The sequence below is a fragment of the Streptomyces sp. NBC_01224 genome, assembly GCF_036002945.1.
Classification (GTDB): Bacteria; Actinomycetota; Actinomycetes; order Streptomycetales; family Streptomycetaceae; genus Streptomyces.
This window is the reverse complement of record NZ_CP108529.1, coordinates 410744-433497: the sequence shown is the minus strand read 5'-3', so window position 1 is coordinate 433497 and position 22754 is coordinate 410744. Positions and strand designations below refer to the sequence as shown.

The 22754-nt window shown below is 70.0% G+C and carries 19 protein-coding genes and 2 pseudogenes; 6 read left to right on the top strand and 15 right to left on the bottom strand.

Going from position 1 to position 22754, the window contains the following annotated elements:
• Positions 1-91: 91 nt before the first annotated feature.
• From OG609_RS01990 to OG609_RS01975, 4 genes are all read right to left on the bottom strand, one after another.
• On the bottom strand, positions 92-946 hold the full coding sequence (locus tag OG609_RS01990; RefSeq protein ID WP_327271142.1) for a DUF3592 domain-containing protein: 855 nt from the start codon (positions 944-946) through the stop codon (positions 92-94).
• Positions 947-1026: 80 nt separating this feature from the next.
• Positions 1027-1512 carry a hypothetical protein gene (locus tag OG609_RS01985; protein ID WP_327271141.1) on the bottom strand — a complete coding sequence of 162 codons (486 nt, stop codon included), beginning with the start codon at positions 1510-1512 and terminating at the stop codon, positions 1027-1029.
• Position 1513: 1 nt separating this feature from the next.
• Positions 1514-1792 carry a hypothetical protein gene (locus tag OG609_RS01980; RefSeq protein WP_327271140.1) on the bottom strand — a complete coding sequence of 93 codons (279 nt, stop codon included), beginning with the start codon at positions 1790-1792 and terminating at the stop codon, positions 1514-1516.
• Positions 1789-2214, bottom strand: coding sequence for a hypothetical protein (locus OG609_RS01975; protein WP_327271139.1), 426 nt, complete (start codon positions 2212-2214; stop codon positions 1789-1791). The genes OG609_RS01980 and OG609_RS01975 overlap by 4 nt, the downstream gene beginning before the upstream one ends.
• A 369-nt stretch (positions 2215-2583) precedes the next feature.
• Here OG609_RS01975 and OG609_RS01970 point away from each other — a divergent pair, with 369 nt between their 5' ends.
• The 5 genes from OG609_RS01970 (at position 2584) to OG609_RS01950 (ending at position 10382) form a co-directional block, all read left to right on the top strand.
• The gene (locus OG609_RS01970; RefSeq protein ID WP_327271138.1) at positions 2584-3954 is read left to right on the top strand and encodes a hypothetical protein; all 1371 of its coding nucleotides are present in this window, start codon (positions 2584-2586) and stop codon (positions 3952-3954) included.
• Positions 3954-5240 (top strand): hypothetical protein, encoded by a 1287-nt coding sequence (locus tag OG609_RS01965; RefSeq protein ID WP_327277912.1) that lies wholly within the window; start codon positions 3954-3956, stop codon positions 5238-5240. Before OG609_RS01970 ends, OG609_RS01965 begins: the two co-directional genes overlap by 1 nt.
• Positions 5241-5243: 3 nt before the next feature.
• Complete coding sequence (locus OG609_RS01960) at positions 5244-8159, top strand: hypothetical protein (RefSeq protein WP_327271137.1); 2916 nt, start codon at positions 5244-5246, stop codon at positions 8157-8159.
• 535 nt (positions 8160-8694) lie between these two features.
• Complete coding sequence (locus OG609_RS01955) at positions 8695-9264, top strand: DinB family protein (RefSeq protein WP_327271136.1); 570 nt, start codon at positions 8695-8697, stop codon at positions 9262-9264.
• Positions 9265-9734: 470 nt separating this feature from the next.
• Entirely contained in the window at positions 9735-10382 is a 648-nt protein-coding gene (locus tag OG609_RS01950; protein ID WP_327271135.1) for a class I SAM-dependent methyltransferase, read from the top strand.
• Between the two features lie 46 nt (positions 10383-10428).
• Here OG609_RS01950 and OG609_RS01945 read toward each other — a convergent pair.
• The 8 genes and pseudogenes from OG609_RS01945 to OG609_RS01910 all read right to left on the bottom strand — a co-directional run.
• Positions 10429-10527, bottom strand: a pseudogene (locus OG609_RS01945) (NUDIX domain-containing protein); the annotation flags it as partial.
• Positions 10528-10583: 56 nt separating this feature from the next.
• Positions 10584-11345 carry a MerR family transcriptional regulator gene (locus OG609_RS01940; protein ID WP_327277911.1) on the bottom strand — a complete coding sequence of 254 codons (762 nt, stop codon included), beginning with the start codon at positions 11343-11345 and terminating at the stop codon, positions 10584-10586.
• A gap of 123 nt (positions 11346-11468) precedes the next feature.
• Positions 11469-11638: pseudogene (locus OG609_RS01935) on the bottom strand (IS5/IS1182 family transposase); the annotation flags it as partial.
• Positions 11639-12010: 372 nt separating this feature from the next.
• The gene (locus OG609_RS01930) at positions 12011-12823 is read right to left on the bottom strand and encodes an ABC transporter ATP-binding protein (RefSeq protein WP_327271134.1); all 813 of its coding nucleotides are present in this window, start codon (positions 12821-12823) and stop codon (positions 12011-12013) included.
• Positions 12820-13800: an ABC transporter ATP-binding protein gene (locus OG609_RS01925; protein ID WP_327271133.1), complete on the bottom strand. Its 981-nt coding sequence runs from the start codon at positions 13798-13800 to the stop codon at positions 12820-12822. Before OG609_RS01925 ends, OG609_RS01930 begins: the two co-directional genes overlap by 4 nt.
• A 5-nt stretch (positions 13801-13805) precedes the next feature.
• A complete protein-coding gene (locus OG609_RS01920; RefSeq protein ID WP_327271132.1) occupies positions 13806-14693 on the bottom strand; it encodes an ABC transporter permease in 888 nt (295 codons plus the stop codon).
• On the bottom strand, positions 14690-15643 hold the full coding sequence (locus tag OG609_RS01915; protein WP_327277910.1) for an ABC transporter permease: 954 nt from the start codon (positions 15641-15643) through the stop codon (positions 14690-14692). Before OG609_RS01915 ends, OG609_RS01920 begins: the two co-directional genes overlap by 4 nt.
• Positions 15640-17271, bottom strand: a complete 1632-nt coding sequence (locus OG609_RS01910; protein ID WP_327277909.1) for an ABC transporter substrate-binding protein — start codon at positions 17269-17271, stop codon at positions 15640-15642. The genes OG609_RS01915 and OG609_RS01910 overlap by 4 nt, the downstream gene beginning before the upstream one ends.
• Before the next feature lie 136 nt (positions 17272-17407).
• Here OG609_RS01910 and OG609_RS01905 point away from each other — a divergent pair, with 136 nt between their 5' ends.
• A complete protein-coding gene (locus OG609_RS01905) occupies positions 17408-18457 on the top strand; it encodes a LacI family DNA-binding transcriptional regulator (protein ID WP_327271131.1) in 1050 nt (349 codons plus the stop codon).
• 4 nt (positions 18458-18461) lie between these two features.
• On the opposite strand, the gene OG609_RS01900 is transcribed toward OG609_RS01905, so the two are convergent.
• From OG609_RS01900 to OG609_RS01890, 3 genes are all read right to left on the bottom strand, one after another.
• On the bottom strand, positions 18462-20096 hold the full coding sequence (locus OG609_RS01900; protein ID WP_327271130.1) for an amidohydrolase: 1635 nt from the start codon (positions 20094-20096) through the stop codon (positions 18462-18464).
• 635 nt (positions 20097-20731) lie between these two features.
• Positions 20732-21187: a MaoC family dehydratase gene (locus tag OG609_RS01895; protein WP_327271129.1), complete on the bottom strand. Its 456-nt coding sequence runs from the start codon at positions 21185-21187 to the stop codon at positions 20732-20734.
• A 45-nt stretch (positions 21188-21232) separates the two neighbouring features.
• Positions 21233-22753: an acyl-CoA synthetase gene (locus OG609_RS01890; RefSeq protein WP_327271128.1), complete on the bottom strand. Its 1521-nt coding sequence runs from the start codon at positions 22751-22753 to the stop codon at positions 21233-21235.
• Position 22754: the final 1 nt, after the last annotated feature.

Here is a 22754-nt window from a genome sequence, read left to right as displayed (position 1 = left end):
GGCGGCGCTGACCTGCGAGGCGTAGCCCTGGCAGCGGTACCCGGCGACGCGGGCGGTGCCGGTGCCTCGCCCTGCGACGAGGCCTGAGGCGTCACAGCGTGGCCGCGCCGGTCACGATCGCCGCTGTTCCGGTGAGCAGGAGGGTGACGATGAAGGCGATGCTCTTCGCTCCGGAGCGGCGGTCGGCTGCGGGGTCGGGCGTGTAGACGGCCGGGTCCTTGGGGGCGTAGTGGATGGTGAGGTCGCGGCCGAGGGACAGGCCCGGTTCGGGGATGCCGTCGCGGGACAGCACAGTGACATGGGTGCCCTGACGGGTGGTGAAGGTGACGACGGGGGCGTGGTTGACGATCTCGCCGGCCTCTCCGTCGGTGTAGATGTCCTTGGTGACGGCCACGACACGCGCCGGGACGGCGACGGCCGAGGCCAGCAGGGCGTTGCGGGCGCGCACCATGCGAATGTCGGGGCTGATCGCCGCGAGGGCGGTCAGCAGGGCACCGAAGCCGAGCAGTGCCCACGGGTAGCCCCAGACGACGGTCGCATGGATCACCAGCCCGATGAGGAGCAGGACGACCGCGCAGTCGGGGCCCTTGCGTCCGCTCTTCTCGCCCGCGGTGTCGATCACGATGAGGAACCGGTGCGGTTGCCCGGATGGGTAGCGCACGTCAAGTTCCCTGCCTACCCAGGCTTCCTGGACCGCGTCGCCGTGCTTGCCTGCGTTCGGCAGGGTGAACTCCTGCCCGGTGGCCGGGTCCTGGAACGCGATCGTCACCGGTATCCCGGGCCTCTTGGAGTCGCCGTGGGCCGGCTGCTCCACTTCTACGATCCGCGCCTTGACCCATACCGCTCGCTGGGCCCGGGTCACCCCGGCGAGCGAGCGCCCGTAGCCGAGCAGCGCCAGCCCCGCGGGCACCACCCACCACAGCCCCAGTACCTCGTAACTGCTCATCTTCCCCACCTACGACTAGGACCCCTGAGCAGACTTCGCCGCCGCGCAGTCACCGCTGCCCCCTCCGCGGGCGAGCCCGCTCAGAACTCGACACGGAACCGGCCGCCGGACGGGTCGACGACGGCTGGGAGCCGAAGACCTACGCGCAGGGCGGGATGGTGCGTGCGCTTCCAGGTCGTCTCGAACGTCCGCAACCCCGGCCCGCTGACCCGTAGACCGACCGTGACGCCGGATTCCTCCCCGCTCCAGTCGAAGTCGGTCAGGTCGGTGATCTCCGCGGTCGCCGGAACCCCGACGGCGTCGAGCCGCCGGTTGTGCTCTCTCTCCACGACAGCGTTGCCGCAGAGCCCCAGGCCCAGGGGAACAAAGACCACCGTGAACACGATGCCCATGACCATGAGCTCCGCGCCGGTGAGGACGGCGAAGCCCAGCATGACCGGACCGCACAGGCACATCACCGCGGCACTGATGCACAGGGATGTGGTTTCCCCCAGGCCGACCCGCGATATCTGCGCCATCTGCGTTGGCTCGGGGCCGGTCTCGTCCCTGTCCCCGTCGTCGGCCATGTCAGTGCTCCGAGCCCTCGGGTCGGCTCCGCGCCAGCCGGTCCGCCAGGGCTTGCAGGCCGACGAGCCGGTGCGGGTCGTACGGGATGGAGTGGCGTCTGCCGTGCTTGGTGGTGATCGTCAGTCTGCGGCTTCGGCCGGGTCGGAACTCCAGACGAGGCTCCTCCCAGATGTGGTGCCGGGCGGCGTCGGTGTAGCCGAACACCTCCAGCACCCGGCCGTCGAAGGAGAGCAGGACGGAATCGGTCGCCGGCGCCTCGTGCAACGGTGTCGGGGTCACGGTGCCACGCCGTCCCCGGCGTAGAGGTATCCGCCGGGCCGGGCGGGGTCGGACACCAGCAGCACCTGGTCGCCGGTGCGGGGGATCCGCAGTTTGGAGACGATGGTCTGGAGGGTGATCCGGTCGGTGGTCCCGGACGGTTGCAGGACCAGGTCGACGACCGGCTCGAAGTTGACCAGTTTGCCGGTGTCGCTGATCGATACGACGACGGCGGGTACGGTCGGCGCTCCCATGGCGAGCAACTGCCGGACGTCCAGGCCGGAGTTGTACGCACCGATCGACTGCTGGACTCTGGTGAAGTCCTCGTTCCCGAGGAACGCACGCGTGGCGCGGCCGTAGAAGCCTTTGCCGCTGGCCACCTTGCCGGCGATCTCGGCCGCCCGTTCCTCGCGGTTCCGGCGACGTTTCCTGAAGATTCCCATGACGGCTCTCCTTGTGGTGATGTCCGGTGCGGTTCGGACACGGGGGTTGGCTGGCAGCCGGAGGGAGACCTCGTTCTCGGCGACCGGCAGGTACGGGACGGTGACGACGCGGCCGACCTGGAGGCGGCCGGTCAGGCCGGCGGGGAAAGGCCGTTGGACGGTCGCCTCGTACGACGATCCGCCGGGGCGGCTGACGGGTTGCCCGGCGACCGAGGTGACCGTCCCACGGCCGATGCCGCGCGGTTGACCGTCCTGGTCATCGGTTCCCTCCTCGCCGTCGGCCCGGCCTGACGGTGTGGACGCTAGCGGCCGGGGACACCTACCGATCCCAGGTTCGCCCGCCCGTTCCGGACGACGTACTCTCCTCACATGCCGCCTCCGAGCCAGCAGACCGGCGAGCGCCGACCGCGCGCCATGGTCATCGACCGGGCCTGGCGTGGCCTCGGGCCGGGGCTGGAGTCGCTGAGCGGCCCCGGTGGCGCACCATTGACCCGGACCGTCAAGCTGATCGTGCTGCCGCTGATCATCAGGCCCGCGACGCATCCTGAACTCGCGGTCGACTTCCTCGGACCGGCGCAGGCCGCGCGCCTGGACGCGCTGATCCGGGAGTCAGGTGCGCGTCTTGAGGCGACGGCACAGTGGTTCACGCTGCTCAAGAGGACCCGCCGGGCTCTGGGCATCGTGGCGGGCAACCCCCAGGATCTGTACTTCCAGCGCTGCTTCGAGCTGGCCACCGAGCACGGAAGGCCCTCGGCCGGTGCGGACACGGTGGCCAGGGCGGTGGTGGAGGACGTGGCCGGCGCGGCCGGCGGACGCACGGTGGAAGTGCTGAAAGATCACCTGGCGGACGCTGTCCGGCGCGCCCGGCTCGATGGGGAGCTGGCCACCGCGTGGGAGAGTCATCAGCCGGCCCCGGCCGCCGACGCGGTCGCGGCGGTCGTGCTGGCGGCCGAGGTGCTGGAAGCCTGCGGCGCGCCGGGGCGGTCGCGGAACTCGCCGGAGTACACGGCCATGGTCGAGGCGGGACACGGAGGATTGTTCGGCCGGGCCCTGTGGGCGGAGGCGAGCGGTGTCTGGGGCCGCGACGATCTCCCGGTGCATCTGGGGCTGACCGCGTGGCAGGTGCCGCCGTGTCCGGAGGCCGGGCGGGGTGCTTCGACGGCCACGCTTCCCGCGCCGCTGGACCGCACGCTCTTCGAGCGGCTCTTCGTCGTTCTGCAGTCGTCGGCCCGGCGCGAGGAACTGCCGACGGTGCCTGAGCTCGTGGGGCGGGAGGTCGGACGCAGTTGCGCTCCGCTCGGTCTGTACGACGAGAGCCTGCGCGCCGCCGTGGTCCTCGGCGGCCGGCTCGCGGTCGGTCTCGATCCGCTGGGCAGCGGGGATTCCGCGCTGGGGCGGACAGCGGCACACCGGGCCGTCAACAGCCGCTGGCGACGGGAGGCTTCGGCTCTTCGTGCACGCCGGATGACCGTTTCTCCCCGCCCCGACCCGGACGGCGGCGTCCTGGACGCCCTCGCCCAGGACCTCCGTACCCCCTGGTCTGCCTATATGCGTCGGCTGTGGGTGCGGCTGCACGGGCGGGATGTCCGCGACGCACCGCTGGGCGACATCGCGTCGGCCTGGGCGGTGCTCGACGGGGTCGCCCGCTCGGTGATGATGGACCACCGCGCCAGGGTCCGGTCGGCGCTGCGCACGCTGTCGGCGACCGCCGCGGAAGCGGCCGAGCGGAGCAGCGCGTGATGGCGCAGGCCGGCATCGACGTCCATGTCGCGAGGGGCGGGGACGGCACGATCCGGGTCGCCGCCGGCCCTGTCGTCAACCGGGCCGAGGACGGCAGCGACGCGGTCGCCGTGGGTTCCGGCTTCACCGGGGCCGTTCTCGACGTGGCGGGCGCGGTTCTGGTCTGGCCCGTCCTCGGGGAACCGGGTCTGCCAGTGGCGGAGGTGCATGACGCGGGGCGGGCGCAGCAGTGGCTGTGGGCGGTCTACGGCGAGCGCACCGCCGCCGCCGTGCACGCCTGCGCGGCAGGGGAGCCGACCGGTGTTCGGGTGACGGCGGGCATGACCCCGCTCGCGGGCGGCGCCGCCCGGCTCGGCTTCGGGCACTGGGCGTCCCGGTGGTGGCCGGCGTCGTACGAGGACGGGATACCGGCGCTCGAACCGGACGTGCTCGGTCTGGAGCTGGCCGCGCTCACCCACCGGTGCCAGCAGTTGTTCGACGACTTCGGTGATCAGCCCGATGACTGCGTGGCCGAACTGATCGAGGAGCATCAGGCCGCCCTCGACCCGCTGATCCAGTGGTGGCGCGCGGCACCACAGCCGGCGGACACGGCACGCCACCTGGAGAGCGTCCTGCGGCTGATCGACGACGCGGCGGACAGCGCCGGGCTGGACGGGGCGGCGCTGCGCCGCCTCCGCTCATCCCTGGACCAGCGCCGTCCGGCCGGTGCCCCGGTCGGCCCCGGCGCGCTGTTCGCACGGCGCGACGGCTACGCACTTGCGGCGGGCGAACCGCTCCTTGCGGGCGGCCGGGTGATCGCCCGGGGCTCGGGGACCAACGACTGGCGCCGATACCCGCCCGGCTTCGTCGACGCTTCCGAGCACGCGGTGTCCTGGACCGCTCGCGCACTCGGCGCGCGTCGGCGGATCGAGGTCGAGGTCGTCGCGCACGTCGCGGCACCCGCCGGCGGTGCGCCCCTCGTGGCGGAGGTCCGTGTGAACGGTGGCCAATCGGACCGGGTGTTCCTCGCCAGACGGGACGACATGTGGACCGGTCGGGCGGATCTGGACCTGCACCTCTCGGCCGGGGCGATGCCGCCGCATTTCGAGGTGGGTGTACTGCTGCCCGGATTCGACCCGGGTCCGGGTCCCGAAGGCCGCGAAGACCGCGACGCGATCCGCGCGCTGGTCCGGCGGCGACTCGCAACCGCGGTACAGCCCCTGGCGTACGACGCGTCGCCTCACGACGCTTCTTCGGGGCTGTTCCTTGCCGAGATCGCCGCTGCTGCCACCAGTGAGGACTACTGACGGATGCCGGACGAGGAGAACGCAGCGGTGACGCAACTGTACGGGGAGCCGTTCGACAGCGGCTTCGCCCTGGCCGAGGAGCATCAGCTGGCTGCTGATTCCGGGGCCGCGTGCGCCGTCTACGAGGAGTTGCTCACCGTGGCCGAGTCCATCGAGGACTCGCCCGATGTGCGGTTCCTGCGGGCGCACCTGCTGTCCGACATCGCGAGCGTCCGGCTCACCGCCACTGACCTGGTCGGGGCGGAGGAAGCCGTCGAGCGGTCCCGCGGCCTGCTCGACGGCATCGCGTCGGTGCCGATGGGGCCGCGCGGTCGTCAACTGTGGCTGGAAATCGGGCTGAAGACGCTGCTCGCCAGGGCCGACCTGCTGCGCAGGACCGGGCGCCTGGACGAGGCGCTGGGGTGTCTGGACGAGGCGGCGGTCCGGCTGCTCGAGTTCGACGATCCCGAGGGGCTGCGTACTTCCGAACTCGGCCTGAACCGGGTGCATCTGCTGATGGAGCGGGGCGAGTGGGGAGCGGCCGAGGAACAGGCCTCGGTGCTGCTGTCCACCCTGCCGGCGTCTGTCGTGGAGACCGTGCCGCGGCTGCTGACCGCCCTCGGCGTGATCTGCGCCTCGACAGGGCGGTTCGATCCGGCCGAGGACTACTTCGCCCGCGCGGAGGACGGTTTCCGGGCGATGGGGGACACCGGTGAATTGCAGTCGCTGGTCGCCCACCGGGCGTACGTCGCGATGCACCGGGGCGACCTCGACCTCGCGGAGCGGTTGTTCGCCGAGGCATCCGCGGTCTTCGAGCGGCAGGGGCGGTTCGGTGACCTGGCGGTCTGTGAACAGGCCCGTGGCTTTCTCGCCGGCCGGCGTGGCGAGACCACCGGCGCAGACGACCTGCTGGGGGCGAGCCTGGCCCGGTTCGAACGAATAGGCGCCTCGATCGCCGCCGCCGACACCATGCTGCTGGGCGCTCAGCACGCCCATGACCGGGGCGACATCGAGGAGATGAAACGGCTGGCCCACGAGGCCCGCGAGGTGTACCAGGCACGGGAGGTGTACGAGCGGTGCGCACAGGTCGACCTCATGCTCGCGAAAACTCTTGAGCGCAACCTGAACCTCACGCACCACGGCGACCACGAGACGGAGTCCATCGGCACCGCGCTCTCCCTCGCCCTTCCCGCCGCGCTGGCCCTGGAGGCGGCCCGCTACGACTTCGTCACCGCCCACGCGCGCAGTCAGTGGCTCGAACTGGCGGACGACGCCATGCAGTTGGTCTTCCGCCTCGCCGTACGCCGACAGGACCAGGGACTGCTCTTCGAACTGGTGGAACACCGCTGCGCGGGCGCCTCCCTGGCACTGGACCGTACGCCGCTGTCGGCGACGCGCACCTCGCCCTCCGGGTCGGCCGATTCCGCCGAATCGGTCTTCCCGAGTGCGGCCATGAAGGCATACGGGCATGGCGACGGCCCGATGATGCTCGGGGGGGTGGCGGCGGAGGCCGCTGCCTCCGCCGGCCTGCGCGTCGCACCGCCGCCGAAGGTGCGGATGCCGCCGGAATCCGGCCGCGTCGCGCTCCAGGAGTACATCGCGGCGGCCGAGTTCCGCTATCACCGGCCGATCGTGAGCGAGGAAGAGGTGCCGTTCTGGATCACCGACGACCTGACGAGCCGCCCGGTGGTCCAGGTCCGGCTGGCCGACGCCGGGGACCTGTTCATGACCTGGACGTGGGCCGGCGGGGCCCGGGGATTCGGCACCGGCCGCGGGCCCGGTGACGAAGTCGACCAGGCGGTCGGTGCGCTGGCCGCCGCGCTGCCTGGGGCGGGCGGCGGAGCGGAGGGGATACGGCGAGCGTTCGACTCGGGAGCGATGTCCGATCACCGGACCGAACACCGGCTCGCGCGTGTGCTGGCCGAGGCGCTGTGGCCGGAGGGGCTGACGACGCAGATACGTCAGGTGTCGGCGGGGGCGGGCCGTCCGCTGGTACGGATTCAGCCGTCGTCCCGGGTCGCCCAGGTCCCCTGGGAACTGCTCGCCGTCGACGACGACGATGTTCGGCTCATCGATCTGGCAGACGTCGTGACCACCGCCCCGGTGTCGTTGCAGCGGCAGGATCCGGCCGCGCGTCCGACGCCGGACGCGGACACCGACGCCGACACGGTCGTTCTCGTCCTCGACCCCCGGGTGCCCGGATTCCGGGCCGACTCCTCGCTCGGCTCGGTCCTGGGACCGCCCGACTCGGACCCGGAGCTGCTGTCGTTCGTCCAGAGCCGCCTCGACACGGGCACCGTCGTACCGTCCGTCACCACCCCGGCCGAGGCATTCCGCCGCACCGACCTGGACCGGGACTGGCTGAGCGGCATGCTCCGCAAGGGTGCACGCAGACTGATGTACGTCGGGCACGTGAGCGGCGCGCCGGTCGAGGGCGGGCAGAGCGAGGACGGCACGCTCCATCTGTGCTGCGGACAGGGGACCGACGGCCTGGCCGAGCCGATCCGCACCCATCGGCCGCTGTCCGCCAAGGACCTCCTGCTCGGCACGCTCCCCCTGCGCGCGGACGGGGAGCCGGGTGCGCGGATCTGGCCCGCGCCGTCCCGTGTCGCCCTCATCGGCTGCGAGAGCGGCGGCGATCTGCGGTTCGCCGAGTCGTTCGGCCTGGCGACAGCGATGATCCACAACGGTGCCGAGCTGGTCACCGCCACCCGCTGGGTACTGCCCACCAGCTTCGCCTTCCACCGGCTGGCCGGCCTGGCCGAGTCCGTACGCCCGCTGTCGGAAGCGATCATCGCCGTCGACACCGCCCACGAGCACCGCGACCCCGTACACCGGCTCGGCCGCTGGCAGCGCGAGCAGCTCAACCGCTGGCGCGCCGGCGGCCGGATCGAGCACTCGCCCCTGCTGTGGGCGGCCATGACCTGCATCGTCGTGTGACCAGCAAGCGGTCCGCCGGTACCCGACACTCCCAGAGGCTGTCTGTCCGCTGGCTTTGGTCTGTACGACGACAGCTGGGCTCGGCACCCCGAAAGACCGCCGTGGAATCGGTGTCGCCCGGGATCGTGCCGATGGCGGCTCCATCGTCGGCGTTCCACAGCTTATAGGCGCTGCCTACCTCCTTCGTGATCACCGGTCCGCTGTTCGTCGCGCCTATGACACTGGCATGCCGACAGGACGCAACCAACGTACTTTCCGAGCATCAATTCGACCAGCGCGCATAAGCGTTGACTATCACTGACCGAATCCGCATCGGCCATTGCTGTACGCCCGCCTCGGTCGGATCGAAGCGCACAAGCAACTCGGCTGCGACCCGAGCGCGTTCGCCCAGGTGGCCGGGTACGTGGGGCACATGAGCGGCATGCTCGGCATGGGCGAGCCGGACGGGGGCACACCTGCCCCGGGTCCTCAACGGAGTCTGGAGGTGATCGCCTTTGGGAAAATCACTGGTCAACTTGGGCTCTCATGGCCGAACATGGAACGCATGAGTGATCAACCCGGTCGATGGAGCCGAGCAACCGTCCACCCCGACATGTGGGCTGACCCGGACGACGACCCGCGCAACAGCGAAGGAGTCAGTTCGGACGGCGAGCTCGCGACGCTGCGGGACTTCCTGGCGGACTACCGCATGACCCTGCGGATGAAGTGCGAGGGTCTGGATGCGGAACAGTTGGCCCGTCGGTCGGTTCCGCCGTCGACGATGTCGCTGCTCGGTCTGCTTCGACACCTCGCCGAAGTGGAACGGGACTGGCGGAACTGGATCAGCGACGGTGATCCACTGGTGAAGCTGTACGGCGAGAAGGACGCGGACTTCGACGGAGCCGTCGCCGAGCAGGCCGAGGTCGATGCTGCGTACTCCGCTCTGGATTGTGAGCAGGCCGAGACCGACGCCGCGCTGGCCAGGCACCCGGATCTGAGCGAGCGTCTGGGGAAGGACGGGACCTCAGTTCGGGAACTGATGGTGCACAGGATCGAGGAGTACGCCCGCCACTGCGGGCACGCCGACCTGTTGCGCGAGCGCATCGACGGAAGGGTAGGCCAGTGAGGTTTCCTCAGTGAAGACAACTTCCACTGGTTGTTGAGGGCGAGCGCGGAGCGGGTCACCGGTCCGCCCGGAGCTGAGGCATCGGCATCGTCCTCCGATGACAGCTGGTTGCTTCCAAGCATCGGCCTGGGGAAGGTCATCCCGACTCCTTCGTACGGTGTGCAGGGATGCCGAGGTCGACAGGCGTTCGCTGGGCTCGACGTTGGGGCCAGTCCCTTCGCCCGAAGGAACGTGAAGGTGAGGTCGATGCCTTCGATCTCACCGACCCGGCCCTCGGCTTCGGCGCGTGCTCGGCGGGCGGGAAGGCCGGTCTCCAGCTCCGCGAGGTGGGGCAGCGTCTTGGGGTTGACGTGCAGCATCGGGCGGCGGACCCAGGCTTCTCCGAACCGGCGACAGCCCGGGCGAACGGGCGGGAGGGAAGATCGTGCTTCTCTCGGCTCGCCTCGGGGCCAGGAACTACTGTTGCGAGCATGGTCGAACACGATGCCCTCAGTGCCACCCGCGAGGCTTATGACGCTGCTGCCCCCACCTACGCGCAGCTGTTCCGCGACACGCTGCGTGACAGTCCCCTGGACCGCGCGATCTTGGGTGCCTTCGCCGAGGTCGCAAGTGCGAGCGGGGACGGTCAGGTCGCGGACCTGGGGTGTGGACCTGGCCATATCACCGCTTATCTGGACGAGCTGGGGCTGGCGCCGTTCGGCGTTGATACCTCTCCCGCGATGATCAAGTTGGCTCGACAGGCCTATCCGGGCCTGCGGTTCGACGTGGGCTCGATGGCCGCGTTGGACATCGCTGACGGCATGTTGGGCGGCGTACTCTCACGTTGGTCCATCATCCACACTCCGCCGCAAGAACTCCCCGTCATCCTGGCGGAGTTCCACCGTGTGCTGGCACCTGGCGGCCACCTTCTGGTCGGCTTTTCGGCAAGCGATGATCCGTCTCACCCGACGCAGGTCTTCGATCACACAGTCGCGCCGGCCTATCGGTGGTGGCCTGATCACCTTGCCGCGATGCTGCGCAAGTCCGGGTTGGCCGAGGTGGCCCGGATGGTTCGCGAACCTCAGCCAACCGACCGGCGGCAGTTCCAGGAGATTCAACTGCTTGCCCGCAAAGCCTAGGCAGGGGCTGTCCGACCGAACACACGACCGCATCCAACCTGCCTACGACACCGGTTTCTTCCAGCAGCTCCCGCGCGGCCCCGGCGCTCAGGGACTCGCCCCGGTCGAGCTTGCCCGACGGCATGTGCCAGCGGCCGTAGCCGTAGGAGAGAGTTGCTTGTCGCCGGGGGTCTGCAGCCCCCCGGCAGTGTGAGCCGGCGGTCAGTTCAGTCGCGCATCGGCGTAGACGACCATCGCGTCGCGCTGGTAGACGGCCAGCCCGTCGGCGATCTTGTCGTAGTTCGCACGGATCTGCGGGTCATCGACGTAGGTCTGTCCCAGTCCCTTGTAGGCGGCCGCGTCCGGGGTCCAGAACTGGCAGACGCCCTGGTAGTGGGCGTCCACTTCGACCTGCACCGCAGGATCGGCAACCGGTGTGCCGGCCACCATGAACTCCGCAATACGGATCATCTGTGCCGTGACCTCACGCTGCCACTGCTCCTGATCCTCGGCGGTCATCGTCTCGATGGCCTGTCGGGACTGCTCCCACGCCTTCGGCCACCGCTCGCGCACCTCGGCCTCAGCCGAGTAGTGCTCGAATCCCTCGAACAGGTTCTCCGGCCTGTTGATCCTTGCCATGTCGTTGTTGTCCTTCCCCTCCTCCAATTCGGCGATGGTCCGCCCGACCGTGCGGACGAGCGTCTCCAGCCGGTCACGCTCCCTGAGCAGCCGCCGGTGGTGCTCGCGCAACACAGTCACCTGGTCGACCTGGCTGTCCAGAACCGCCTGGATCTCGCGCAGTCCCAGGTCCAACTCCCGCATCAGCAGGATCTGCTGCAGCCGCAGCAGATCGGCCTCTTCGTAGTAGCGGTGCCCGTTGCTTCCGATCCGCGCAGGCGGCAGCAGTCCGATCTCGTCGTAATGCCGCAGCGTCCGGGATGTCACCCCGGACATCCGGGCCACATCCGCGATCGACCAGGCCATTGCCGTGCCTCCCATCGCCGGGCCGGTCTCTCCGGCCACATGGACGACCGTAGGAGTTGACGCAGCGGAAACCGCAAGCCCGATCTGACGCCGCCGCAGGTAACGGCGGTGACGACGTGGCTAGTACGCTTTGTCGGCGGTCAGCAGCCGGGACGCGCGTGGACGCCCGCCGGTCGGTCTGGGCACACGCAACCGTTCCAGAACGAGGATCCTCTGCGAGCCGTCACCCCACAGCTTGGTGTGACCAGTAGGTCCAGCGGGCGTCGACCGCCCTCACCGGCCAAGTGAATCCTCCCCTTGATCACCTTCCGGTGACACTTTCACCGCCCATCCCGCCCGACGTTTCGCGACAAGTGCCGCTCTCCATCCGAGCCCACTCCGTATCGGACAGCTCACTTCGCCCCGTACATACGAGGGTGAACGATCCACGATGCAGGCCGAGAACCGTGAATCGTTCGGTGTCACTCCCATCAAGGAAGATGCGTCGATGACCGGCAACAACATGACCGAGGCCGAATCTGTTGAGGCGGCCGGGCCGCAGCCGGCGCGGGCCGTGAATGACCGGCTCATCGACGAGCTGGTCGTCCGCGCCCAGGCCGAGGGCCTCCAGGCCCTCGGCGGGAAGTTGAGGGACGCCGAGGCGTCCGGGGCTCGGATCGGGTTGGTCAATCGAGGGAGCGGCGGGCAGCCGCGGCGTCGGCGGGGTTCCAGCCGCGTCGGGGGACGGAGCTGAGCAGCAGACGTGTGTAGGGGTGGTGAGGCGCGTCCAGGATCTCGGTCGTGGGGCCCGCCTCCACCACCTGTCCCTCCCTGAGGACCATCACCTCGTCGGTGATGTGCCGGACGACGGCGAGGTCATGGGTGACGAAGAGGAAGCCGATGCCGACCTCGTGCCGGATGGTGCCCAGGAGTTCGAGGACCTGCGCCTGAATGGACACGTCCAAGGCCGCCACGGCCTCGTCGAGGACGAGGACGCGCGGTTCGGCGGCCAGCGCGCGGGCGATCGCCACGCGCTGGCGCTGGCCGCCGGACAGCTTGCCGGGCAGGGCGGCCGCCTCCCGTTCGCCGAGCCCGACCTGGTCGAGGAGTTCGGCGACGCGCTCCTGCCGGGCCGTCGCCTCCATCGGGAAGTGGAGGCGCAGGACCTCCTCGACGCACCGGCCCACGGTCACCCGCGGATCGAGGGACAGGTACGGATCCTGGAAGACCATCTGGATCTCGCGTGCGCGGGCGAGTCGCTCGGCTCTGCCCCGGGCGGGCGCCGAGCGGTCACGTCCACCGATGCGGATGGTGCCGCCGTCGGGGCGCTCCAGGCCGACGAGCATCCGCACCGTCGTGGTCTTGCCGCTGCCGGATTCGCCGACGATGCCGAGGGAGGAGCCCGGCGGCAGGGTGAAGGACACGTCCTCCACCGCCGTGTGGTCTCCGTACCGCTTGCACAGCCTCTGAACGACGAGTTCCCCGGTTGCCCCGGTCACAGTTTGATCCCTTCGTCGGCGCGGTGGCACGCGGCGAGCCCGTCGCCGTGGTGCGCAAGTTCGGGCGTCTCCTCGGAACAGCGCGGCTGCGCATGGGCGCAGCGCGCTGCGAAGGCGCACCCTGGTGGGGCCTCGGCGAGGGAGACGGGTCGGCCCGGGATGGGGCGTGGGGCGGCGGCTCCGGTCTCGATACGGGGCGTGCAGGCGAGGAGTCCCGCCGTGTACGGGTGGCGTGGGCGGTCGAACAGCGCGTCGGTGCCGCTGGTTTCGACGATCCGGCCCGCGTACATGACGTACACGCGGTCGCAGATCGCCGAGGCCAGTTCGAGGTCGTGGGTGACGAAGAGCATTCCGGTGCCACGTGCGGCCTGGAGGCGAGTGAGGATCGCGATGATCTCCGCCTGGGTGGTGACATCGAGGGCGGTGGTCGGCTCGTCGGCGACCAGAAGGGCGGGCTCGCCCGCGAGGGCAGCCGCAATGACCACGCGCTGGAGCATTCCGCCGGAGAACTGGTGCGGGTAGCGGCGCAGCGCGCCCCGCGGATCGCGGATGCCCACCGCGTCGAGGAGTTCCTCGGCCCGGTTCTCGGCCGCGGCGGCGGGGGTTCCCGCACCGCGCAGTCCCTCGGTGAGGAAGTCGCCTACGCGGCGCAGCGGGTTCACGGACGCGCGCGGGTCCTGGAAGATCATCGCAACCTGTCTGGCGCGCAGCCCGGCCAGTTCGGCGCGGTTCATGGTCAGGACGTCGTGGCCCGCGACCCGCACCTCACCACTCGTTCGCGCCCGAGGCGGCAGCAGCCCGAGCACGCTGCGGCACGCGACCGACTTGCCCGAGCCGGACTCGCCGACCAGGCCGACGGTCTCGCCGGCCTCGACCCGCAGCGTGACGCCGTCGAGGATGGGCCGGGCCGCCTGCTCGCCGGGCAGACGGACGCCGAGCCCGTCGATCTCCAGGGCGGGGGTTTCATACTCGGTCATGGGACTCACCGCTCCCGCTTCGCGATTCGGTCGGCGAGCCCTTCGCCGACGATGCCGAAGGCGACCACGGCGAGGACGATGCACGCGGACGGCGCGAGCGCGGGCAGCATCGCCCCCTGCTGGATCGCCGACTGGCCTTCGTTGATCATGGCTCCCCAGTCGGCCGTGGGCGGCTGCACCCCGAACCCGAGGAAGGACAGCGCGGCCAGATCCATCAGTACGTAGCCGAAGTTCATCGCGGACTGCGCGAACACGGTGGGTGCGATGTTCGGCAGCAGATGACGCAGGCAGATCGTCCAGCCCGACCAGCCCTGCACGCGGTAGGACTCGATGTAGGCGCGGGCCTTCTCCTGGCGGGCGATACCTCGGACCAGGCGTCCGACGTACGGGGTGTAGGCCACGGCCATGGCGATCACGGGCGCGGCCATGCCCGAGCCGAGGACAGCTACCAGAAGGATGGCCAGCAGCAGTCCGGGAATCGCGAAGGCCAGGTCCATCGACCGGGACAGCAGGGCATCGGCCCAGCCACCGCGCCAGGCGGCGACCATGCCGATGAGCGTGCCCAGGAGGGTCGAGACGCCGACCACGAGGAGTGGTCCGAGCAGGCCCGTCCGCGCTCCGTGGATGAGCCTCGACAGGATGTCGCGGCCCGACTGGTCGGTGCCGAGGAGATGGTCACCGCTGGTTCCCGTCAGGCTCGCTGACAAGTCGAGCACGTCGGGGTCGTACGGTGCGAGCACGGGGGCAAGGACCGCGATCAGGACGAGCGCCGCGAGTACGACGACGCTTGCCGTGAACAGTGGGCCCTGGCCGAGAACCCGCAGTCCGCGCAGGCCCCGGCGGCGGCGTAGCGCACCCGGGGAGGGGGACGCGGGGGAGACGGTGGTGGTCATCGGGAAGCCTCCCCGTAGAGGGACAGCCGGGGATCGACAATCGGCACGAGCAGGTCGACGATCAGGTTGACGACGACGAACGCCGCCACGCTGAGCAGGGTGATCGCCTGAACGACGGCGAAGTCCTTGGCTGTCACCGACTGCACCAGCAGGGAGCCGATACCGGACACGTTGAAGGCGGTTTCGACGATCGAGGTACTGATCAGCAGGCCGGCGAGCATGGTGCCGCCGACGGTGACGATGGGGCCCATCGCGTTGCGCAGCACGTGCCGGCGGACCACGGCGCCTCTCGCGACACCGCGGGCGCGCGCCACCTCGACGTGTTCGCGCCCGAGTTCGTCGAGCATTGCCGACCGGGTGACCCGGGCCAGCAGTCCGGCGAATGTGATCGCCAGGGCGAAGGCGGGCAGTGTCAGATGATAGAGGCGGTCGCCGAGGCCCTCGGGAGTGCCTCCGGGCCCGGGAAACCAGCCCAGTTGGACGGAGAAGAGCGAGACGAGCGCGATGGCGCTGACGAACGAGGGGGTGGCTGTGGCCACGCCGGTGCCGAGGAGTACTGCGCGGTCCACCGCCCCGGGGCGCAGGGCGGCCATGATGCCGCCCGTCACTCCGAGGACACCGACCAGCAGCGCCGCGTACCCGACGAGCAGCGCGGTGCCCGGCAGGCGGGAGGAGATGAGGGAGCCGACGTCCTGGTGGAACTGGGTGGAGCGGCCGAAGTCGCCGTGCAGGACGCCGCCGAGCCACTTCGTGTACTGGACCGGCAGCGGGTCGTCCAGGTGGTACTGCGCGCGCAGGGCCTCGACCGCGTCCGGGGTCGCGGGGCGGCCGTGGAGCAGGAAGGTCACCGGGTCGCCCGGCGCGAGATGCACGGTGCCGAAGACGATGAACGAGGTGACGAGCAGTACCGTCGTCAGGCCGAGGAGGCGGCTCATCAGATAGCGCGTCATTGCTGCGCGGCCCCGATCGTCGCGGCCCATGGGTAGTACAGCTGGGCGATGCCGGTCGGCGCGCCCGTCACCCGGCTGCCGAGGAAGACCGAGTAAGGGGCTTCGTACAGCGGGATGATCGGGAGCTCGCGCACGGCGATGCGCTGGAGTTCGGCGGTCAGTTCCGCGCGGCGCGCCGCATCGGGCTCCGCGTTCGCCTTGTCGAAGGCGGCGTCGAACTCGGCGTCGGACCAGTTGCCGTAGTTGCCGAAGTCGCCCGTGCGCAGGTACTGGTAGAACTCCAGCGGATCGGGTGTGTTGTCATACCCGTTGGTGATGACGAGGTCAAGTCCCTTGCGGGCGCTGGGGTCGACGAAGATGCTGCTGTACGCCTCCGGGGCGACGGCCTTCAGCTCGACGTCGAGGCCGATCTGCTTGCCGGCCGCCTGGACGGCGTTGGCCACGACGCTGATCTCCGGGGCGAGCGAGCTGGTGACGAGGGTGACCTTGCGCCCCGTGGCACCGGCCTCGGCGATCAGCTTCTTCGCGCCGGCCACGTCGTATTCGGGCTCGGGCAGCGCCTTGAAGTAGTCGTCGGCCTTCTCGGGCGCGAGCGCCCACGCGCCGCGCGCGGCGGGCGCCTTCGCGGGAATGCCGATGCCGCCGGCGGCAGCCTTGACGATGCTCTTGCGGTCGAGGGCCATGGAGAGGGCCTGGCGGACCTTGAGGTCTCCGAGCGGGCCCTTGAAGTCGAGCACGGCGAGATCGGAGGCCGCCGTGTTGGGGCCGAAGTACACCGTGCCCTTCGAGCCGGTGCGCAGCTGGGCGAGGGAGGAAGAGGGCACCATGTAGCCGCCGTCGGCCGTGCCGGACAGGAAGGCGTTGGTGCGGGCGGACGCGTCCTCGATGAAGGTGAATGTCACAGTGTCGGTCTTGGGGGTCAGCGACCGGTTCCAGTAAGCGGTGTTCTTCTTCAGGGTGAGGCTGTCGCCCTGGGCCCAGTTGTCGAGCGCGTAGGGGCCGGTGCAGTTGACCTTGCCCTTGGGACCGCCGTAGTCCTTGCCGGCCTTGGCCAGGAAGGCGGCGCTCTCGACGGTGCCGGGGGAGGCCGCCATGAGTTCGTTCAGGAGCGCGTCGGGCTTGCTGAGCCGGATCGTCACCTCCAGCGGGCCGCTCTTCTTGATGGAGGCGACGTTCTTGAAGGACGAGCCCCACGGGGATCCGGTGGCCGGATCCATGTGGCGTTTGAGGGAGGCGACCACGTCGTCCGCCGTCATGGTCGATCCGTCGTGGAACTTCACATCCGGTCGAAGGGTGTACACCCAGGTTTTCGGGTCCGGGTTCGCGTACTTCACGGCCAGCCCGGGTTCGATCTTCATGTCGGGGGTGACCCGCAACAGCTGCTCGCACACGTTGGCGAGCACGGTGTTCGGCGGGTAGTCGTAGGCGAGGGCGTAGTCGAGCGTGTAGGGCTCGGCGTACAGCGACCAGGTGAAGGAGTCGAGGGAGCCCTTCGCCGCAGGGGAGTTCGGGGTGACGGTGTAGGCGGGGGCGCCGCCGCCGGGCCGGGACCCGGTCGCGCCGGAACAGCCGGCGGTGGCGGCCGTGACGACGGCGGAACAGACAAGCAGCGCGGTGGCTCTGGACATGCGCAAGGAGACCCACCCCTTTACGGGTGTAGTGACGGGCGCTGGGGGATGGAGCGAGTATTGATGCGGGAACGTTCCCGCGCAAGACTTTGCGGGAACGGTTTTGCTGAGGTCGCGAGGGTGGCAGCATCAGTGCATGACCTCAGCTCCCCAACGCGGCGCGCACACTTTGCGGACTGCCCCGCCCCGCGTCCGTCTCGTCGATGTCGCCCGCGAGGCGGGCCTCTCCAAGACCACCGTCTCGGCGGCCCTCAATGGCACGGGAAGGCTCTCGCCGGCAGTGCGGGAGAAGGCCAGGGAGACTGCGCGCAGGATGGGATACCGGCCCAACGCCACCGCCCGGCAGTTGCGTGCGGGGCGGGCCCGGCTGATCGGTTACGTCGTGGGGGAGTTCGCAGGGACCCCGTGGACGTATCTGGAGTCGCCGTACTTCGCCCAGCTGACCAGCGCCACGGCGGCTTCGGCGCTCAAACGCGGGTACGCCCTGGTGATGCTGCCCGCGGGATCGCTGCACAGCGAGTGGGCCGACCTGCCGCTCGAAGCGGTGATAGTTGCCGATCCGGTTGCCGACGACCGGGTGGTGGAGGATCTGCTTGCCGCCCGTATCCCCGTCTTCAGCGACGGATCGGTGGACGGCAGACCTGGAGCGCACTGGGTGGACGTCGATGCCGAGGAGGCGGTCCGCACAACCCTGGAGCATCTGGGATCGCAGGGCGCACGGCGGACGGCGCTCGTGCTGCCCGACAGCACCACCCGCTTCCACCGGGGGGTTCTGGCTGCCTACCGGGGCTGGTGTGCCGCACGCGGCCACACGGCCCGGGTGACCTTCGCCGCCGACGCCGGCAACGGCCCGGTGGTCCGGGCGGTGGACAGCGCGCTGACGGCTGCCGAGCGGCCCGACGCCCTCTTCGTGGTGGCGGAGCTGAGCCCGCCGCTCGTCCTGGAGGCGGCACGCCGCCACGGCTACGACGTACCCGGCGACCTTCTCGTGGTGTGCGTGAGCGAGGACGGTACGGCCGAGCACACCGAACCTCCGATCTCGACGCTGAGCCTTCAGCCCCGGGAGGTTGCCGAGGCCGGGATCGAACTCCTCGTCGCCGCCCTGGAGAACGGCGACGAAGGGCCCTCGGGCGTGCTCGTGCCGACGCGCCTGCTGGTCCGGGAGTCCTCGCGGCGGCCGTCTTAGGTCCTCAGGCGGAGTGCACCAGCGTGCCGCCTACGTAGGTGCGCAGGACCTGGGCCTCGGCGATCTCCTCCGGAGGCAGCGTGAAGATGTCCCGGTCCAGCACCACCAGGTCGGCCAAGTGGCCAGGGAGCAGACTGCCGGTGTCGTCGAGCCCGTTCACATGTGCCGAGCCGGCGGTGTAGGCGGCGACCGCGGTGGCGAGGTCGAGGCGCTGCTCCGGCAGGAAGACCCGCCCGTCAGTGGCCTCGGGTTCCATCCGGTTCACCGCGACATGGATTCCGGCGATCGGATCGGGGCTGCTGACGGGCCAGTCGCTGCCTGCGGCCAGGGTGGCTCCAGCGCGCAGGAGGGAGCCGAACGGGTACTGCCAGGAGGCCCGTTCGGGTCCGAGGAAGGGAATGGTCAGCTCGTCCATCTGGGGTTCGTGTGCGGCCCAGAGCGGCTGGATGTTGGCGATGGCGCCGAGCCGTGCGAAGCGATCCAGATCGTCGGGGTGGACCACCTGGAGGTGGGCGAGATGGTGGCGGTTGCCACGCCGCCCATGGGCCTCGACGGCTGCCTCGACCGCGTCCAGGGCCTCCCGCACCCCCCGGTCGCCGAGCGCGTGGAAGTGAACCTGGAAGTCGTGGGCGTCGAGCTCGGTGACGTACGAACGCAGGGCGACGGGGTCGACGAAGCTCAGACCCGAGTTGGCGGTGGCGCAGCCGCAGCCGTCGAGGTAAGGGCTGGTCATGGCCGCCGTGAAGTTCTCGGCGATGCCGTCCTGCATGATCTTCACCGCACGGGCCCGGAACCGTCCGTGGCTCAACTGCTCTCGCTGGGACAGCAGTTCGGCGATCTGCTCAGCCCCCCGCTCGCGGTCCCACCACAGGGCCCCTGTCACCCGGGCGGTGAGCGTGCCTTCACGGGCGGCCGCCAGATAGGCGTCGGACGGGTCCGGATTGCCGCCGAACACGCCCAGCAGGGCGTCCTGCCAGCCGGTGATTCCGAGGGAGTGCAGCAGCTTCTGGGCCCGCAGCAGACCGCCGAGGCGGTCCGCCGGTGTGCTGGGCGGCACGATCCGGGAGACCAGGGCGGTGGCGCCCTCCTGCAGCATGCCGCTCGGGGTGCCGTCCGGCTCACGCTCGATCCGGCCGTCGAAGGGATCGACGGATTCCCGGGTGAGGCCGGCCAGTTCGAGCGCCCGGGTGTTGGCCCAGGCGCCGTGGTGGTCGCGGTTGGCCAGAAGGACCGGGCGGTCCGGGATCACCGAGTCGAGGAGCTGTCGGGTGGGCAGTCCGCCGTCGAAGCTCTCCAAGGACCAGCCGCCGCCCGTGATCCACGAGCGGTCCGGGTGCGCGTCGGCGTAGGAGCGTATGCGGGTGAGGTAGTCCTCGACGCCCACGGTGCCGGTCAGATCACACTCGGCCAGTTCCATTCCGCCGAACACGGCGTGGATGTGGGAGTCCTGGAATCCGGGGAGCAGCAACTTGCCCTGGAGATCGATGACTTCGGTGTCCGGGCCGATCAGTTCGCGCACCTCGTCATGGCCGACGGCGGTGATGCGCTCCCCGGTGACGGCCAGGCTGCTTGCCCGGGTGCGCGCGGGATCGCCGGTGTGGATGGGGCCACGGGTGAAGATCAGATCGGGCTTGGCCATGAGGTGCTCCAAGGCGAGAGGGAGGGATGTGTCGAACGGTCATGCAACCGAGGTGCTCATTTACATGTCAACGCTGTTGTCGTAAGACTGCCCAGTGAGGTTCACAACTGCTGGTCCGGTACCTTGTTTTGGCGAACATGGAAACGATTGAGTGAACGGTGTTCCGGTCTGTGGGTGTGCCTGGCGGGGTGTGCGTAACGTGTGTGAAGCGATCTGGGACGCCGGGTGTGGCGTCAGCAGTCGGGGCCGCCGTATCACCGGAGTGATGGTTCGGGGCCTCTCCGTCGCCTCTGGCCACACCCACATGGCCGGGTCGTAGGGATTCCGCCCACCTGGGACGGACCGCATACGTGATATGCGTCGCCGCCCAGGACGAGAAGGCGGAGGACCAGTGCGCCCAACACCGTTCGGGGTGTACCGGTGAGCCAGGACTCACTCCTGCTCACTGCCCAGGAACGGTTTCCGAGGAGTGGCGGGGCCAGGCGGCCGCAGGGCGCCGTGTGCGGGACAGCGGCTGCTCCTTCGCCCCTGAGCTCATGCTCTATGCGGCGGCGTGGCTGCCGGAGAGCGACGGTGAGGGGGGTGAGCCCGAGGGCGGCGGCTTCGGTGGGCGCCCCTCGGGCTCGTCGTACGACTCAGGCGTAGAACCTGCACACCGCCTGGGCGACACAGGCGGGCTTCGCCGAACCGTCGATCTCCACGGTCAGGTCGACGACGACCGCGACCCCGACCTGGATCTCTTCCACGGACACGACCCGGCCGTGGGCGCGGACCTTCGCGCCGACCCGCACCGGAGAGGGAAAACGGACCTTGTTCAGACCGTAGTTGACAGCCATCGAGACGCCCTCGACCCGCAGCAGTTCGCTCCACAGGGGGATCAGGAGGGAGAGGGTGAGGTAACCGTGGGCGATGGTCCCGCCGAAGGGGCCGGCTTTGGCGCGCTCGGCATCGGTGTGGATCCACTGGTGGTCGCCGGTGGCGTCGGCGAAGGTGTCCACGCGCGGCTGGAGGATCTCCAGCCAGCCGCTGTGGCCGAGATCGGCTCCGGCCTGGGCCTTGATCTCGTCGATTCCGTTGACGGTGAGGGGCATGCGGTACTCCCGGGTGCTGAGAGGGATTCTGTTGATGAGAGGCGGTCAGTCGCCGAATTCGGACCGGATGACGCCCTTGAGCAGCTTTCCGGTGGCGTTGCGCGGCAGCATCGTGCCGCGCAGGAGGCGAAAGGTCCGGGGAATCTTGTAGCGGGCCAGTCGGCCGTTCAGATGGGCGAGGAGTTGAGCCTCCGTCGTGGCGGAGCCCGGAGAGAGGACGACCACGGCCCGGCCGACCTCGCCCCACTTGGAGTCGGGCACGCCGAAGACCGCGCATTCGATGACGTCCGGATGTTCGAGGAGCGCGTCCTCGGCCTCGGCGGGGTAGATGTTCTCTCCACCCGAGATGATCATGTCCTTGAGGCGGTCGACCAGATGCACATAGCCGTCTGCGTCGACCAGCGCCACGTCGCCGGAACGGAACCAGCCGTCCTCGGTGAAGGCCGCGCGGCTCTCCTCCGGAAGATTCCAGTAGCCGGGCGTGACGTTCGGGCCCGAGACGACGACCTCGCCCTTCTCGCCCGGTGCCGTGTCCTCGCCCGCCGCGTTCCGGACGCGGACATCCGTGAAGAAGTGCGGTACCCCGGCCGAGCCGACGCGGTCGAGGGAGTCGGCGCGGTCCAGGACGAGCGCCCCGGGCGAGGTCTCTGTCATCCCGTACCCCTGGACGAACGCCAGTCCGCGCTCCAGATAGGCGCGCGCGGTGCGGGCGGGGACGGGTGCCCCGCCGCAGAGGAGGGTCCGCAGGCTCGACAGGTCGGCGGTGCCCCAGTCCGGCGCCGAGGCCATCGCGTCGTACATGGTCGGAACCCCGAACAGACAGCTGACACGGTGCTGTTCCACCAGCTCAAGCGTGCGGTCGGGATCGAAGGACGACTCCAGCAGGACCGTGCCGCCCTTGAGCAGGGTGGGCAGGGCAGTCATGTTGAGGGCCGCCGTGTGGAAGAGGGGCGCGCTGACGAGCGCGACGTCCTCGCCGGACAGGTCGGTGTCGACGAGGACGTTGACGCTGTTCCAGATGATGTTGCCATGGGTCAGGACGGCGCCCTTCGCCCTGCCCGTGGTGCCCGAGGTGTACATGATCAGGCAGGGCTCCTCGTGCCCCACCTCTTCATCGATCTCCTCCGCCGAGGCGGCGGCGATCGTCTCCTCGTAGGCGAGTCCCGGACCTGCCGTCACAGCGATCAGCGTCGCGAGACCGGCCCGGTCCGCGAGTTCCGCCATGTCGGCGGCCGGCCGGTGGGCGTGGACCAGGACGCGGCTGCCGGAGTCGGTGATCTGGTGCACCAGTTCGGGCACGGTGAGACGGGAGTTCAGGGGTACGAAGACCGCCCCGAGCTGCCCCGCCGCGAAGAGGGCCTCCAGGAAGGCCGGATGGTTCGGGCCGAGGAAGGCCACCCGGTCCCCGCGCTCGACCCCTGCGTCACGCAGGGCATGGGCCAGCCGTGTGCAGCGGTCGTGCAACTCCCCGTAGGTGAGGCCGCGACCCTCGTGGACGAGGGCGGGGCGGCGTGGCGTCTTGCGATTGCGCCGGGCGGTCCAGGAACCAATCCCCTGGTTGCGCATG